Source organism: Streptomyces sp. NBC_01210 (assembly GCF_036010325.1).
GTDB lineage: Bacteria > Actinomycetota > Actinomycetes > Streptomycetales > Streptomycetaceae > Streptomyces.
The window spans coordinates 2,648,616-2,663,365 of the sequence record NZ_CP108549.1 but is presented as its reverse complement, the minus strand read 5'-3'; the positions used below and the strand labels follow the sequence as shown (position 1 = coordinate 2,663,365).

The window sequence follows — 14,750 nt, the reverse complement described above, 5'->3', positions numbered from 1 at the left end:
ATCTCCCGCATGTCCGTGAAATACCGGTCGTTGACCGTACCGGCTCTCGCGCTCCTGGCTGCGTGCTTCCTCACCCTCACGATGCCCCTGTCCGGGCTGCCGGCCGCACACGCTGCGACGAGAACCGTCGTCTCGCTCACCTTCGACGACGGCAGGCTGTCCCACTTCACCGAGGCCAGGCCGATCCTTCGTGCCCATGGCATGCGGGGGACGTTCTACCTGATCAGCAGCAGTCTGGACAGGCCGCAGTACATGAGCACCTCGCAGGCAAAGCAGCTCGCCGGCGACGGCAACGAAATCGGCGGGCACACCCTGCACCACCCCCGCCTGCCCAACCTGAGTGCCACCGAGCAGAAGCGTGAGATCTGTGACGACCGCAAGGCCCTGCAGAACAAGGGGTTCTCGGTCAGCAGCTTCGCCTACCCCTTCGGTGCCGCCGACGCGGCCTCCCGGCGCGCCGCCGCCGAATGCGGCTACACCAGCGCCAGGGGAGTGGGAGGCCTGGTGACCCCGGGGCACTGCGACGGGTGCCCGTACGCCGACCGGTTGGACCCCGACAACGCGTACTACATCCGGACACCGGGCTCCGTACAGACGTCCACAAGCCTGAGCAACCTCAAGGAGCTGGTGACACAAGCCGAGAAGCGTGGAGGCGGCTGGGTCCCACTGGTCTTCCACCATGTCTGCGACGGGTGCACACCCACGTACGGGATCAAGCCGAAGGTCCTGTCCGCGTTTCTGGACTGGTTGAAGACCCGCGCTTCGGCCGGTACGCGCGTGGCCACGGTCGGCGAAGTCATGTCCAGTAAGGGGAAAAGTACGGGACAGAGCAGTACCGAACAGAGCAGTACCGAACAAAGCGGTTCTGAGCAGAGGAATGCCGAGCAGAGCAACGCCGAGCAGAGCGGTATTGAGCAGAGCAACGCCGAGCAGAGCGGTGCCGAGCAGAGGAATGCCGAGCAGAGCGGTACCGAGCTGAGCGGTACCGAGCTGAGCAGCGACGAGCTGAGCAGCCTCGGGCTGAGCAGCCTCGGGCTGAGCGGTACAGACCTGAGCAGTACCGGGCTGAGCAGCACCAGTGACAGCACCGGCGGACTCGCTCCGAGTCCCACACCGTTGTGGGACCCCACCCTGGGTCTCCTCGCCGCCTGGAGGCTGCCGACGATCAGAGCCCTCCTCTCAGCACTGGCCTGATCACCAGGCTGCGCGGGTCACATCGGGCCCCACCCTGTCCAGAAGGAGAAGCGCATGAAGATCCCGGTTTTCGTACCGCCGCGGAGGGCCGGAACACCAGTTCTCGCAATCCTGTTGGCCCTGCTGTTCTCGCTGCTGGCGTCGGTACTTGCCACGCCAGTGGCGTTCGGAGGGCCCCGCGCCCCCAGTGCGGTCGTGTTGACCGGTGTCCGGGCGATCGCCGCGGGGGACAGCCACACCGTGGCGCTGATGAAGGACGGCACCGTCAAGGCCTGGGGTTTGAACTCCAACGGCCAGCTCGGTGACGGCACCAACATCGATCGGCACACCCCCGTCACGGTCCCCGGGCTGACCGGGGTGGTGGCCATCTCCGCCCATGGCCACCACTCCGTGGCGCTGTTGTCGGACGGCAGAGTCAAGACCTGGGGCTGGAACGGGTTCGGGCAGCTCGGTGACGGCACCACCACCGACCGGAACCACCCGGTCAGTCCCGTGGGGCTGACCAGCGTGAAGATGGTCGCCAACAATGACGGCCACACCGTCGCCCTGATGTCCGACGGCAGCGTCAAGGCCTGGGGCTGGAACGCGTACGGGCAGCTCGGTGACGGCACCACCACCGACCGGCTCACCCCCGTCACGATCCCCGGGCTGAAAAGCCCACGGGACATCAGCGTCGGCCATGCGCACAGCGAACTCGTGCAGCCGGACAAGACCGTCGTGGCCTGGGGAAACAACTACGACGGCCGCCTCGGTGACGGCACCATCATCCACCGCCACGAGCCCGTCAAGGTCCTCGGGCTGACCCGCGTGCGGTTTGTGGCGTCCCACAAAGCCCACAGCCTGGCCGTGCGGAACGACGGTACCGTCAGGTCCTGGGGCTGGAACTTCTACGGGCAGCTCGGTGACGGCACCACCACCGACCGGCATGCCCCTGTGCTGGTCCCCGGACTGACGGACGTGCGGGATGCCTCGGCCGGTGTGGCCCACAGTCTGGCCCTGCAACAAGGCGGCAGGGTCAAGACGTGGGGCTGGAACTACTTCGGTCAGCTCGGTGACGGCACCACCACCGACCACCTCCTCCCGGTGACCGTTGCCGGGCTGTCCCAGGTGAAGGCGGTCGAGGGCGGGGACAACCACTCCGTGGCGCTGATGTCGGACGGCACCGTCCGGACCTGGGGCCGGAACGACAGCGGCCAGCTCGGTGACGGCACCACAACCGACCGGTACCGCCCCATCAAGGTGCTCCAGTCCTCGTAGTGCTGGGCCTGCTCCTGCACTCACCGGCGCGACCAGCCCCCGTGGCCGCGCGCCGCTGACGTTCCCGGCGGCACCAACCGACCGAAGCCCTCGTAGCGCAGCTACGAGGGCTTCGTCGTCCCGACCGGGCGGACGTCGTCCGGACCGGGCCTGGCTCAGGGCGTGTACTTGTAGCCGACCCGCCGTACGGTCTGGATCGTACGGCGGCGCTCGGCGCCCAGCTTGCGGCGCAGCCGGGCGACATGGACGTCGACGGTCCGGCCGTCGCCCACATGCCCGTAGCCCCACACGGTGGTCACCAGCTGGTCGCGGGTGTGCACCCGGTGCGGATGCGCCACCAGATGCGCCAGCAGCTCGAACTCGAGGTAGGTCAGGTCCAGCACCTGCCCGTCCACCAGGGCGGTGCGCTGCACGCTGTCGATCGACACCGGTCCGGCGCCCTCCTCGGCCCGGGTCGGCGCGGGAGACTGCACCAGAGCGGCCGGCGGCTGCTGATCGGCCGGTACGAGAACGAGGTAGCCGATCATCGGCGGCTGCCCCGGCAGGGTGGGCAGAGTGTGCTGGGGCGCGGGAAGCCAAGTGGCGCCCGGCGGCAGGAAGTCCACCACCTGCCCGGTGGTCACGACCTCGTCCCGGTCGACGGCACGCAGCCGGTGCCGGCCCGGACTGATCGGATTCTGATTGACGGCGGTCGCAGCGGAGACGGCGGGTACGGCGGAGAAGGAACGGGAGTTCGCCATGAGAGGTCAGCTCTTTCGCGCGGAGGAGTCGTCGAGTCGAGAGGACGGACGTACGTCGTGCGCGCTGGCCGAAGACCGGGGTGAGCGGCTTTAGAGGGCCTGCGCGTTCACCGCGCGGCAACACACCCGGTCGAAGTCATGGTGCTGCCGGGAAGGCCAGAACGGCTCAAGGTCGCTGCGACCTGTCGCGATGTGCTGGAAGCTGGCCATGTCCCTATTGAAGCAGATGTCGTCCGGTGGCAGCAGTGGCCTTCCGCACGTTGATACGGACGTTGATACGCGCGTTGATAAGGACGCTGATGCGGACCTGACGGTCACTCGGCGCCATCCACGCCGAAGGGCGCCCACCGGCGGGACCGGCGGACGCCCTCGTGAGTGCGGCATGGCAGCGCGATCAGACCTGGCCGGCCTTCTCCAGCGCGGTGCAGCAGGTGTCGACGATCAGCCGCGTCACCATGTACGGGTCGACGTTGGCGTTCGGACGACGGTCCTCGATGTAGCCCTTGCCGTCCTGCTCGACCTGCCACGGGATACGGACCGAGGCGCCGCGGTCGGAGACGCCGTAGCTGTACTCGTTCCACGGGGCGGTCTCGTGCAGACCGGTGAGGCGGTCGTCGATGCCCGCGCCGTAGTTCTTGACGTGGTCGAGCGGCTTGGAGCCCTCGCCCAGCGACTCACAGGCGGTGATGATCGCGTCGTATCCCTCGCGCATCGCCTTCGTCGAGAAGTTGGTGTGCGCGCCCGCGCCGTTCCAGTCGCCCTTCACCGGCTTCGGGTCGAGCGTCGCGGAGACCTCGAAGTCCTCGGCGGTGCGGTACAGCAGCCAGCGCGCCACCCACAACTGGTCGGAGACCTCCAGCGGCGCCAGCGGTCCGACCTGGAACTCCCACTGGCCGGGCATGACCTCGGCGTTGATACCGGAGATGCCGAGGCCCGCCTTGAGGCAGTTCTCCAGGTGGGCCTCGACGACGTCACGGCCGAAGATCTCGTCGGCGCCGACACCGCAGTAGTAGCCGCCCTGCGCGGCCGGGAAGCCGCCCTCGGGGAAGCCCAGCGGGCGGGAGCCCTTGAAGAAGGTGTACTCCTGCTCGATACCGAAGATCGGCTCCTGGGCGGCGAACTTCTCCGCCACCTCGGCGAGCGCGGCACGCGTGTTGGTCTCGTGCGGCGTCATGTCCGTGTTGAGGACCTCGCACATGACCAGGACGTTGTCGCCGCCGCGGATCGGGTCCGGACAGGAGAAGACCGGCTTGAGCACGCGGTCGGATGCGTGGCCCTTGGCCTGGTTGGTGCTGGACCCGTCGAAGCCCCAGATGGGCAGCTCGGCCCCGTCCGCCAGTATCTTCGTCTTCGAGCGAAGCTTGGCGGTCGGCTCGGTGCCGTCGATCCAGATGTACTCAGCCTTGAAGGTCACGGGGCCTCATCCTTTGCGGGTGCAGCGGTATGGGGCGCAGCTTCGCAATACGGGATTTCCCGTCCGTTGCCCGTTTGTGAACCCCACGTTACGCCGAACAGGCGGGCGGAGCTGTCCGTCCGTGAGCGGGTTCGGCCGAGGTCGCAAGCGCGACGCCGTGCTCGTTGAGCAGGGACTCGAAGCCCGCGGCACGGATCCGGCGTACAAGATCGAGGTAGCTGGTGCCCAGCGCCTCGGCGGTCCGGCCCAGGTGCCAGTCGTGGTCGTGCAGCCGGTTCAGCAGATGGCCGCGCCGGACCTGTGCCTCGGAGAGCCGGAAGGTCTTGAGATAGGCGACGCGGCCCTTGTGGTCGGTGATCACCTCGCCGATGTGCTGCTCCGGCTCCCCGCGCCGGAATGGCGGCAGAAAGCGCCACAGACTGAACGAGCCCATCCGGTAGACGCGCTCGAAGTGGTACGACGGGTCGAGCAGCCGGCCCGCGAACAGAGTGTCGTGGTCCTCGGCCCAGGTGCGCTCCTGCGCGCGGGCCGCCGCCCGGAGATCGGCGATCGTCCGCAGATGCGGGCTGTCGCGGATGCGCGCCTCGAAGTCGGGAACCGGGCCGCCGAAGTACGCGTACTGATGTACCAGCTCCCCGTACAGATCCTCGAGCAGGGACGGGTGCAGGGCGCGGTAGTCGGCGGGGTGCGGTACGACGAAGGCAGCGGCGAGCGAGTCCGCGGCGTACACCAGCACACCGCACTGGTCCGGGTGGATCTCGAAGATCCGCAGCGCATCGCCGAGGCCGCGCACCTGCCATCCGGCGTAGGCGTCCTCGGCGCGCGGAGACAGGCCCTGGCGTACCGCCTGCTGGGACCACTCGTCCCAGACGACGGACGGGCCGCCGAAGTGAAGTGCCAGATATCCCTCCAGCGCGAGATGGAGGGGGAGGAAACGCAGCCGGTCCTCGGTGCTGCCCTTGGCGGAGCGGCGCTTGGCCATCCTGTGGTGACGGCGCACGGGGACGCAGGCGGGCCGCGCGTCGCCCAACTGTGTTCCGTACGCCGCGGACCGGCCGCCCTCGCCCGACCAGTCCGCGACGAAGCCGTGCGGGATGTAGGAGAGGTAGTGCGTACGAGGGCCGACCTGGACGTCGCCGTAGCCGCCGTAGATCTTGTGGTGCAGCCGCAGCCCGTCCACCGGCTCCTCGCGCACCAGCGGCACCAGCCGGATGCCGCCCCACACCTGCGCGGGCATGGTGGTCAGCCCGGTCATGTCGAGCTTGTTCATCGCGCCCCCTCCAGGTGTCGGTCCTGGTGGTGTCGGTCCTGGTGGCGTCGGTCCAGGAAACGGTCCGTCCGGCGGTCCAGATACGCCTGGAGCTCGGCCAGTCCCGTCCGCCCCTCCGCGAACTGCGCGATCTCCACCAGCGCCGCCAGATCCTCGGCGTCGCGGATCCCTGCCGTCGGCACGCTCGGCGCCAGCCGGCGCACATCAAAACCGTCCGCGTCGTATACAGGGTTCACATGCACCACACTCGTCTCCCGGTCCCGGTCGAGGCGGGTGCGCCAGACCCGCAGCACCTCGCCCGCCAGCCCCGGCGGCGCGTTGTCCCAGCCGTCCGAAACGATCACCAGCCGGTCCGGCGAGTCCTCCAGGGCATCGAGGATCCGGGTGCCGAGCGGGGTCGGCCCCCAGGGGCGTACGAGCAGCGGATCGGCCGCTCCCGAGGTCCAGTGCGCGCGGTACGAACCGGCCAGCGCCTCCAGCAGGAAATGGCAGCCGAGCGCGACCGCGAGCGGACGGCGGCGCTTGACGCCCGAACCGGAGGCGGAATAGCTGTCGTCCAGCACGGCCGACACCCGCCCCCACGTCCCGGCGTACGGCCCCGCCGCACGCAGCGCCGCGGCCCGCAGCGCACCGGTCAGCTCCGCACGCCGCCGCACCCGCTCCGCCATCTCGAGCGAGAGTACGTACAGCGCGAGGCGGGTGAGCGGCATGACGCTGAGATCGGTCTTCGTCCCGGCCCGCTGCGTACGCAGCCGTTCCAGCCGGGTCATACGCGGCGCGATCCGCTCCAGGAACACCCCGCGCGGGATGCCGTGCTTCGCCGCGAAGCCCTCGGCGACGGTGAACGGCAGATCGTAGACCGCGACCTGCTCGAAGTGGGCGCGGCGGTACGCGTCCAGGAAGGCGTGCTCGTAGCGGACGCGCCGGCCGGGGCGGAACAGGAAGTCGCCGAACTCGCCGCCCCCGAACTCGCCTTCTCCGAAAGGAAGATGGGCATGGCGAACGGCGGTCTTCAGACCGCTGCGGTACTTCACCGCGTCAAGGCCGAGATCGGGCCGCGCCGCCAGCCAGTCGCGCAGGATCGCACGGGTACGGCGGTTGTTGACCTTGGCGGCGCGCAGCGTGCGGAACAGCCGGTAGACACGCTGCGGCGGCAGCACGGCCAGCCGCGCCGCTATCAGCCGGCCCTCCGTCCGCTTCTGTGCGTCGCTCGCCTCGCCCGCCTCGCCCGCCGTGCGCAGCAGCTGCTCCATGATCCGGGCGGCGTTGTGGTCGTTGATGTCGAGTGCGAGCGCGGCGGCGTACACGGACCGGTAGTTGACCCGTACGTACTCATGGAGGAAGGAGAGCGACAGCTGTTGCGCGTACGCCTCGGAGCGGAATTCACGCTGTCCGGTCGACGTCACGGCGGCGTTCACGAACAGGAGTACATCCTCGGCAGCGACCAGATCGGCGTGTGTCTCGATGGTCGGTTCAGCGTCGGTCCCGGCGGTCTCCGCCATCGTCTCTCCCCGTACGTACAAAGACGGAAGCCGACCGGGGAATGAGGGCGCGAACAGCGAAATCACTGCGTTAGAAGCAAGTCCCGGAAGTCGCACCGGAGTCCCGCGGCCGGCTCCGAAAACGTAACACCGTTCGCTTCGCGTTCCCCGGCATTTTTCTCCACGGGGCAGACTGGGCGGCATGACGAAGCCCGCGAAGCAGCTGCGTATCGGACTCCTCGGGACCGGGCCCTGGGCGGAGCGCACCCAGGCCCCCGCGCTCGCCGCCCATCCGGATGTCGAGCTCGCCGGCGTGTGGGGGAGGCGGGCCGAAGCGGCCGCCGCGCTCGCCGCCGCCCATGACACGAGGGCGTACTCCGGCGACGACGGAATCGACGCGCTCTTCGCCGCCTGCGACGCGGTGGCCTTCGCGTTGCCGCCGGACGTCCAGGCGCCGCTCGCGGCGCGGGCGGCCGCGGCCGGCTGCCACCTGCTGCTGGACAAGCCGGTCGCGGCGACGGTGGCCGGAGCGCGCGAGACGGCGGAGGCGGCGGCGAGGGCCGGGGTCGCGTCGGTGGTGTTCTGTACCTTGCGCTTTGCCGCCGAAACCGCGCCCTGGATCGCCGAACAGGCGAGGGTGGACGGCTGGTTCACGGCCCATGCGCGGTGGCTCGGTTCGCTGTACGCGCCCGGCGGGGACAGCCCGTACGCGACTTCTCCGTGGCGGCGCGAGAAGGGTGGGCTGTGGGATGTGGGCCCGCATGTGCTGTCCGTACTGCTGCCGGTGCTCGGCGATGTGACGGAGGTGACGGCGGCTCGTGGCCCGGTCGACACCGCGCATCTGGTGCTTCGGCACGAGTCCGGGGCGTCGAGCACGGCGACGCTGAGCCTGAGCGCGCCGGTGAAGGCTTCGGGCGTGAGCATCGAACTTGTCGGCGATCGGGGGGCGGCGGTGCTGCCGGTCTGGGGCGACGCGATCCGCTCGTTCGAGGCGGCCGTCGACGCGCTGCTGGAGTCGGCGCGGACAGGGCGGGCGCACGACTGCGACGTACGGTTCGGGCTGCGGCTCACCGAGATCCTGGCGCAGGCGGAGGCGGAGCTTCTGCTGCGTGGTTAGAGCGGTGAGCTGTGAGATGTGGGCTGTGGCCTGTGGTGCTGCGTGGTCAGAGCTGTGAGCTGGTGCTCAACCGGTGAGCGCGGTGGCCAGGACGGTGCCGTGAGGAGGCGAACGGCACCGTCCTGGAATCCGTCAGCGTCAGCCGACGCGCTCGATCCGCGCCTTGCGGATGAGGAACTTGCCGGGCTCACGGACCTGCTCGAAGGCCGCGTTGTTCAGCAGGGCGCAGCTGCCGGAGGCGGAGGCGACCTTGACAGTCGTCGACTTGTTGTTGTCGAGGTTGGTCACCTTGAGGGTGGTGCCGACCGGGAACTGGTTGCTGGAGGCGGCGGGGGCGCCGCCCTCGCCGGAGAGGGTCACGGTCGAGCCGGCGCACACGACCTCGCCGACGTTGCCCTGGCCACCGCCTGCCTGGTTGCCGGCATCCTGGCCGCCACCAGCCTGGTCCCCGGCACCCTGGCCGCCACCAGCCTGGTCCCCGGCGCCCTGGCCATCGCCCGCACCGGCGGGGGGCTGCGACTCGGCGGGCGGTGCGGCGGGCTGCGACTCGGCCGGGGGCGCGGCCTCGCCACCACCACCGGCACCGCCGCCGACCTCGCACCCGGAAGCTTCCTGCTGCCGCTTGATCTGCTCGATGACGGCCTGTCGGTTGGCGATCCGTGCCTCGGACTGCGCATCCGGATTGGCCCGCTGGTCGGCGATGAACTTCTCGTTGTTCTGGAGGGCGGTGACCAGTCCGTCGCAGGCCACCGACGCCTGACTGGTGCCAGTCATCACCACCGCCGTACCGCCTGCGAGGGCGGCGGCGCCGACAAGCAGAGCGATCTTCTTCTTCCCGCTGAGGGTCTTCTTGCGTGACACGTGGGACTCCTGTCGGGTGGGTTCCGTGTGCCGTTACGTACGAGTAGCCATTCCGTTCTTCTCAGCACTCTCACCTACAACTTCCTTAACTTTCCTTAAGGTTGTTGCTGCTCAACGGGCGGCAGTGCCCGGCACAGCGCGTCCAGCGCCCCGGCGTAGATGTGCTCCGGCGGTGTCGCGTAACCGATGACCAGTCCGTCCCGCCCGTCCGCGGGGAAATCGGCGTGCCGGTAGTCGGCGAGCCCCTCGACGGCGAGCCCCTGCCAGGCCGCCGCCTTCACCACGGCCCGCTCGGACCCCGTCGGAAGTTCGAGCACGGCGTGCAGCCCCGCCGCGATCCCGGTCACCCGCACCTGCGGCGCCCGCTCCCCCAGGACCGACACCAGCTGGTCGCGCCGGCGCCGGTGGCGCTGCCGCATCTTCCGCACATGCCGGTCGTACGCCCCCGAGGTGATGAAGTCCGCGAGCGTGAGCTGCTCCGTGGCGCTCGACCACTGCTCGCGCTCACCCTTCGCCGCCACCACGTCGTCCACCAGATGCTCGGGCAACACCATCCAGCCGATGCGGAGGGCGGGGGAGAGGCTCTTGCTCACCGACCCCATCAACACCACCCGGTCGGGGTCGAGGCCCTGCACCGCCCCCACCGGCTGGCGGTCGTAGCGGAACTCGCCGTCGTAGTCGTCCTCCAGGACCAGCCCGCCCGTCGATCGCGACCAGTCCACGACGGCGGCGCGCCGCTCCGGATGCAGCGGACCGCCGGTCGGGAACTGGTGCGCGGGAGTCAGCAGCACGGCGTCCACCGCGCCCAACTCGCTTATCCGGGCGCCGTGTTCATCGACCGGCAGAGGTGTGGTGCGTATGCCGCCGTCGGCCAGCAGTCCGCGGTGGAAGGGCAGCCCGTACGACTCCACAGCCCACCGTCCGCCCGCGACCGCCGCCATCAGCCGCAGTGCGTGCGCGGCCCCGGAGCAGACGACGATCCGCCGTGGATCGGTCCGCACCCCGCGCACCCGCGCCAGATATCCGGCCAGCGCCTCCCGCAGCTCGGCCCGCCCACGTGGATCGCCGGGCCCGAACGCATCGTGCGGCGCGGTGGTCAGCGCCCGCCGCGCGGAGGCCAGCCACGCTCCGCGTGGAAAGGCGGAGGGGTCGGGCTGCCCCTGCACGAGGTCGTACGTCGGCCGGACGGTTCTGGCCGCAGTGCTCCGTCTGCGTACGGGAGCGACCGGCGCGACCCCTCCCCTGCCCGGCGGCGGGCAGGCCCCCTGCGCGACCCGGGTCCCGGACCCCTGGCGCGCGGTGAGCCATCCCTCGGCGACCAGCTCGGAGTACGCGTCGGCGACGGTGTTACGGGCGATCCCGAGGTCGGCGGCGAGGGAGCGGTAGGGCGGCAGCTTCGTACCCGGGGCCAGTCGCCCGCTCCTGACTCCCTCGCGCAGGGCCCGCATCAGAACGGCGCGCCGACTGCCCGGACCCGTCAGCTCCAGATGCAGATCCGCACCCAGGATCTCCGCCAAATTGACCCATGAATCTGCCACTGAAATGCACCCCATTGCCGGTCGCCTGAGCCCCTAGATTCGTACACATGACGACGACAGAGATCAACACCCCGGCCACCGCCCGCATCAACTTCGCGAAGCTGGCCCCGAAAGCCTTCCGCGCCGTGATCGGCCTGGACGCCGCGGCCCGCGAGGGCCTGGACCCGACGCTGGTCGAACTGGTCCAGGTCCGCTCCTCGCAGCTCAACCACTGCGCGTACTGCCTGCACATGCACACCGCCGACGCGCGCAAGGCGGGCGAGAGCGAGGAGCGTCTGCACATGACTGCCGTCTGGCGGGAGGCGAAGCACTTCTTCACCGAGAAGGAACAGGCGGCGCTCGCCCTGACCGAGGCGGTCACCCTGGTCGCGGACGGCGGAGTGCCGGACGCGGTGTACGCCCACGCGGCTGCCCACTTCGAGGAGCAGGAGCTGGCTCACCTGCTCGCCCTGATCTTCACCATCAACACCTGGAACCGGATCGCGCTGGCCACGGGCAAGGTGGCGGGCACGGACGAGCGGTGACGGCCGAAGCCGCCTACCGCGCCGCCCGCGCCGGAGCCTTCAGCGGTGAGTCGGCCCCGGCGTCGGCCCCGGCGTCGTCCTAGGACCGGCCGAGTGCGTCCCGTACCGCCTCGTCCGTACGCGCCACGACGGCCGTCCCGTCCTCAGCCGTGATGATCGGCCGCTGGATCAGCTTGGGGTGCTGCGCGAGCGCCGCGATCCACCGCTCCCGCGAACCGTCGTCGCGCGCCCAGTCCTTGAGCCCCAGCTCCTTCGCCGCGGCCTCCTGGGTCCGTGTGATGTCCCACGGCTCGAGCCCGAGCCGCGCGAGGACGGCCCGGATCTCCTCCGCACTCGGCACGTCCTCCAGATAGCGCCGGACGGTGTACGTGGCGCCTTCCTCGTCGAGAAGGCCGATGGCGCTGCGGCACTTGGAACAGGCCGGATTGATCCAGATCTCCATGCCCCCCACCGTACTGGCTCGACCACCCCTCAAACACCGTCTGGCCAGCGGCGATTGTCAGTGGTGGGCAGTAGAATGAACAGTAGTTCGGGATGGTCCCGCCACCGCGCCAGGAGGTTGCCGATGGCCGTTGCCACACTCACGACGAAGCCCGTGTACAAGCCGCTGAAGAAGAAGCCACTGCCGGCCGGACAGCCGCGCGAGTGGTACGTGTCCCACAACCGCCGACTGAAGGCCATGCGCCTGGCGATCGCCCTGCTGGACTCGGGCGTCTATCACCCGGCGACCGCAGACAACCGCAAGATACATGCGACGGCGGAGCGCATCGGGGTCCACCCCCCGTCCGACACGACGTGCCGGATGGTGCGGGCACTGATCCGCTACGGCCGCTGAACAGACTCAACAAGCTGAACAGCGCGAACAGCTGGACGGCGTGAACAGCTGGACGGCGTGAACAGCTGAACAAGCCGAACAACCGCGTCCCGCCGCTGTCACCCGAGGTGACAGCGGCGGGACGCGCACGTCTTGGGGAAGCTGCGCAGACCGGATGCCTCGGCGAGGCTCTCGGGGCACTCGCGCCGCCTGCCGGCAACGGTGACTCGCCCGGCCACAAGCTCCTCGTAACAACTCAAACGGCATAGGGTGCAGTTGGCGCACATTGGGGCATTCTGGTCCCACTCGGTTCGAGCTGCCCTGGGGGAGTCATGTCCCATCCGCACCGCACCCTTCGAAGATTCCTCGCCCTCGCGGCGGCCGGCGTGCTGGGCGCCGGCGCCGCGCTCGCCTTCGCTCCGCCCGTCGCCGCCGAACCGGCGACACCGGTCGCCTATCCCGCGGGAGCGAGCGCGACCCGGTACTCCGGACTGGCCTTCGACACCTGTACGGCACCGCCGCTGTCGGCAATCCAGGCGTGGAGCGCATCCCCGTACCGCGCTGTCGGTGTGTACATCGGGGGCATAAGCCGTACCTGCGCCCAGCCGGAACTGACCGCGTCATGGGTGACGTCCGTATCGGCGCTGAAGTGGCGTCTGCTGCCCATCTACAAGGGCCTGCAACCGCCTTGCGGCGGCAGGCCCACCGACGCCAAGATCAGCCGGGCCGCCGCGACCGCCAGGGGCCAGGGCACCGCGGCGGCCGCCGACGCCGTCGCCAAGGCGAAGGCGCTCGGTATGCAGCCCGGCAGCGCCGTCTACAACGACATCGAGCAGTACACGCAGACCGACGCCACATGCCGGACCGGAGTGCTGGCGTTCGTCTCCGCCTGGACGAAGGAACTGCACCGGGTCGGCTATGTCTCGGGCGTCTACATGAACCTCAACTTCGGTGCGAAGCAGCTCTCCGACGTCTTCACGTCCACCTCCTACGCCCGTCCCGACGCGCTGTGGATCGCCCGCTTCGACGGGGTCGACTCGCTGAAGACCTGGACCGGCATCGCCGATTCCACGTGGGCGGTGCACCAGCGGGCCAAGCAGTTCAAGGGCGATCACGACGAGACCTACGGCGGCGTCACCATCAACATCGACACCGACCGGCTCGACGCGCCGGTCGCCACCGTGGCGTACACGTACACGGCGACGAGCTCCACCACGCTCAACGCCCGCACCGGCCCCTCGACCGGCTACCCCGCCGCCGCGTCGCACGCGCCCGGATCCGCCCTCAAGGTGGTGTGCCAGGCGCCCGGTTCCACCGTCGGCACCACCGCCGTATGGGACAAGCTCTCGGACGGCACCTACGTCACCGACTACTACGTCAGCACCCCGTCCAACACCGGATACAGCGCCCCGCTGCCGCGCTGCACCTACCCGTACCAGACCACCGCGGGCGGCGGCCTCGCCGAGCACACGGGCGCCGGCACCTCGTCCGCTGTCCGTGGCACGTCCCCCAACGGGTCTTTGGCGTGGATGGTCTGCCAGCGGTCCGGCTCGGCGGTCGGCACCACCAAGATCTGGGACCGGCTCGACAACGACCGCTATGTCTCGGACTACTACGTGGCCACACCCAGCAACACGACCTACAGCAAGCCGGCTCCGCGCTGCTGACATACGCGCCCGGGGCGATCGTTCAGGCAGCCGCCCCGGGCGCCCACGTCGGCACTGCCGCATCGCCGACGCTCAACGTCCCGTGCCCGAGGACCGCCGCCTTCATACCGAAGCTGACCTTGTTCTGGTACTCCGGCTCCCGTCGGTACGTCGCGAGCGTACGGATCGGCTCGGGGCCTGCGCGGAGCCCTGTGAGCTGGTCGACCAGCGGGACACCGCACCGCATCGCCCGGGCCGCGTAGGCGAGCCGGACGGTCCCGATCTCCAGCCGTCGCATCTCGTCCTCGGCGTGCGGCTCCGCGCAGCCGTCGAGGACGATGTTCGGCCGGAAGCGGTCCATCGGCACCGGAGCCGCGCCACGCTCCGCGATCCGCGCGTTCAGTCCGTCCAACGACGCCTGAGACGCCACCAGCACGGCATGCGCGTCCGCGAACCCGACCTTGCCCGGCGTCTCGCCCCAGCCGTCCCGGTCGAAGTCCGAAGGCACCCGCGCCAGCCGGGACTTCGCCCCCAGCACCTCGGAGAACCACTCCGCGGCGGCATCCCCCTGATCCGCGCCCTGCCCGATGGCCCGCCCGAACATGCTCACCGGCCGCCGCTCGCCGTCCGGGTCGACCGCCAGCAGCACGCTCTCGACCCCGTCGGCGGACAGCCGCAGTGACGCACCTCCGTCGACGATCTCGGGCCGGATCGCGGCCATGGCGGGCAGTGTGCGCTGACTGCGGAATGCACCGTCCGAGGCGTCGACGACCATGAAGGTACGGTCGTGCTCGAGCCCCGTCTCGCCGACCCGGGCGGAGTCGACTTCCGTACCGGCGCAGCCCTTCACCGGGTAGTACGTCAATTTCTGCACAGTGATCCCCATGCCGGTCG

General features: G+C 69.9%; 14 protein-coding genes. 6 read left to right on the top strand and 8 right to left on the bottom strand.

The genetic code is table 11. From position 1 onward, the window contains the following. Nucleotides 1-9 precede the first annotated feature (9 nt). Both OG735_RS12135 and OG735_RS12130 read left to right on the top strand, forming a co-directional pair. Nucleotides 10-1,194, top strand: coding sequence for a polysaccharide deacetylase family protein (locus tag OG735_RS12135; protein WP_327323168.1), 1,185 nt, complete (start codon nt 10-12; stop codon nt 1,192-1,194). 54 nt (nt 1,195-1,248) lie between these two features. Then, on the top strand, nt 1,249-2,451 hold the full coding sequence (locus tag OG735_RS12130; RefSeq protein WP_327323167.1) for an RCC1 domain-containing protein: 1,203 nt from the start codon (nt 1,249-1,251) through the stop codon (nt 2,449-2,451). Between the two features lie 155 nt (nt 2,452-2,606). Here the strand turns inward: OG735_RS12130 and OG735_RS12125 are convergent, their stop codons facing one another. The 4 genes from OG735_RS12125 to OG735_RS12110 all read right to left on the bottom strand — a co-directional run bounded on the left by OG735_RS12125 (nt 2,607) and on the right by OG735_RS12110 (nt 7,377). Next, complete coding sequence (locus tag OG735_RS12125; protein ID WP_327323166.1) at nt 2,607-3,191, bottom strand: winged helix-turn-helix domain-containing protein; 585 nt, start codon at nt 3,189-3,191, stop codon at nt 2,607-2,609. Between the two features lie 394 nt (nt 3,192-3,585). Beyond that, nucleotides 3,586-4,605 carry a glutamine synthetase gene (glnII, locus tag OG735_RS12120; RefSeq protein ID WP_327323165.1) on the bottom strand — a complete coding sequence of 340 codons (1,020 nt, stop codon included), beginning with the start codon at nt 4,603-4,605 and terminating at the stop codon, nt 3,586-3,588. An 88-nt stretch (nt 4,606-4,693) separates the two neighbouring features. Next, the gene (locus tag OG735_RS12115; protein WP_327323164.1) at nt 4,694-5,875 is read right to left on the bottom strand and encodes an ARPP-2 domain-containing protein; all 1,182 of its coding nucleotides are present in this window, start codon (nt 5,873-5,875) and stop codon (nt 4,694-4,696) included. Continuing rightward, complete coding sequence (locus OG735_RS12110; protein WP_327323163.1) at nt 5,872-7,377, bottom strand: hypothetical protein; 1,506 nt, start codon at nt 7,375-7,377, stop codon at nt 5,872-5,874. Before OG735_RS12110 ends, OG735_RS12115 begins: the two co-directional genes overlap by 4 nt. 181 nt (nt 7,378-7,558) lie before the next feature. Here OG735_RS12110 and OG735_RS12105 point away from each other — a divergent pair, with 181 nt between their 5' ends. Further along, a complete protein-coding gene (locus OG735_RS12105; protein ID WP_327323162.1) occupies nt 7,559-8,473 on the top strand; it encodes a Gfo/Idh/MocA family protein in 915 nt (304 codons plus the stop codon). Nucleotides 8,474-8,611: 138 nt separating this feature from the next. On the opposite strand, the gene OG735_RS12100 is transcribed toward OG735_RS12105, so the two are convergent. Together OG735_RS12100 and pdxR are read right to left on the bottom strand one after the other, a co-directional pair. After that, nucleotides 8,612-9,334: a hypothetical protein gene (locus OG735_RS12100; protein ID WP_327323161.1), complete on the bottom strand. Its 723-nt coding sequence runs from the start codon at nt 9,332-9,334 to the stop codon at nt 8,612-8,614. A gap of 95 nt (nt 9,335-9,429) precedes the next feature. Continuing rightward, the gene (gene pdxR / locus OG735_RS12095; protein ID WP_327323160.1) at nt 9,430-10,872 is read right to left on the bottom strand and encodes a MocR-like pyridoxine biosynthesis transcription factor PdxR; all 1,443 of its coding nucleotides are present in this window, start codon (nt 10,870-10,872) and stop codon (nt 9,430-9,432) included. 47 nt (nt 10,873-10,919) lie between these two features. On the opposite strand from pdxR, the gene OG735_RS12090 reads away from it, so the two are divergent. Further along, entirely contained in the window at nt 10,920-11,396 is a 477-nt protein-coding gene (locus OG735_RS12090; RefSeq protein WP_327323159.1) for a carboxymuconolactone decarboxylase family protein, read from the top strand. 79 nt (nt 11,397-11,475) lie between these two features. On the opposite strand, the gene OG735_RS12085 is transcribed toward OG735_RS12090, so the two are convergent. Continuing rightward, a complete protein-coding gene (locus OG735_RS12085) occupies nt 11,476-11,838 on the bottom strand; it encodes an arsenate reductase family protein (protein ID WP_327323158.1) in 363 nt (120 codons plus the stop codon). Between the two features lie 123 nt (nt 11,839-11,961). On the opposite strand from OG735_RS12085, the gene OG735_RS12080 reads away from it, so the two are divergent. Together OG735_RS12080 and OG735_RS12075 are read left to right on the top strand one after the other, a co-directional pair. Next, nucleotides 11,962-12,231, top strand: a complete 270-nt coding sequence (locus OG735_RS12080) for a hypothetical protein (RefSeq protein WP_327323157.1) — start codon at nt 11,962-11,964, stop codon at nt 12,229-12,231. A gap of 311 nt (nt 12,232-12,542) precedes the next feature. Continuing rightward, nucleotides 12,543-13,877 carry a glycoside hydrolase domain-containing protein gene (locus tag OG735_RS12075; RefSeq protein WP_327323156.1) on the top strand — a complete coding sequence of 445 codons (1,335 nt, stop codon included), beginning with the start codon at nt 12,543-12,545 and terminating at the stop codon, nt 13,875-13,877. Nucleotides 13,878-13,899: 22 nt separating this feature from the next. Here OG735_RS12075 and OG735_RS12070 read toward each other — a convergent pair whose 3' ends face one another. Continuing rightward, nucleotides 13,900-14,742: an MOSC domain-containing protein gene (locus OG735_RS12070; protein ID WP_327323155.1), complete on the bottom strand. Its 843-nt coding sequence runs from the start codon at nt 14,740-14,742 to the stop codon at nt 13,900-13,902. Nucleotides 14,743-14,750 lie beyond the last annotated feature (8 nt).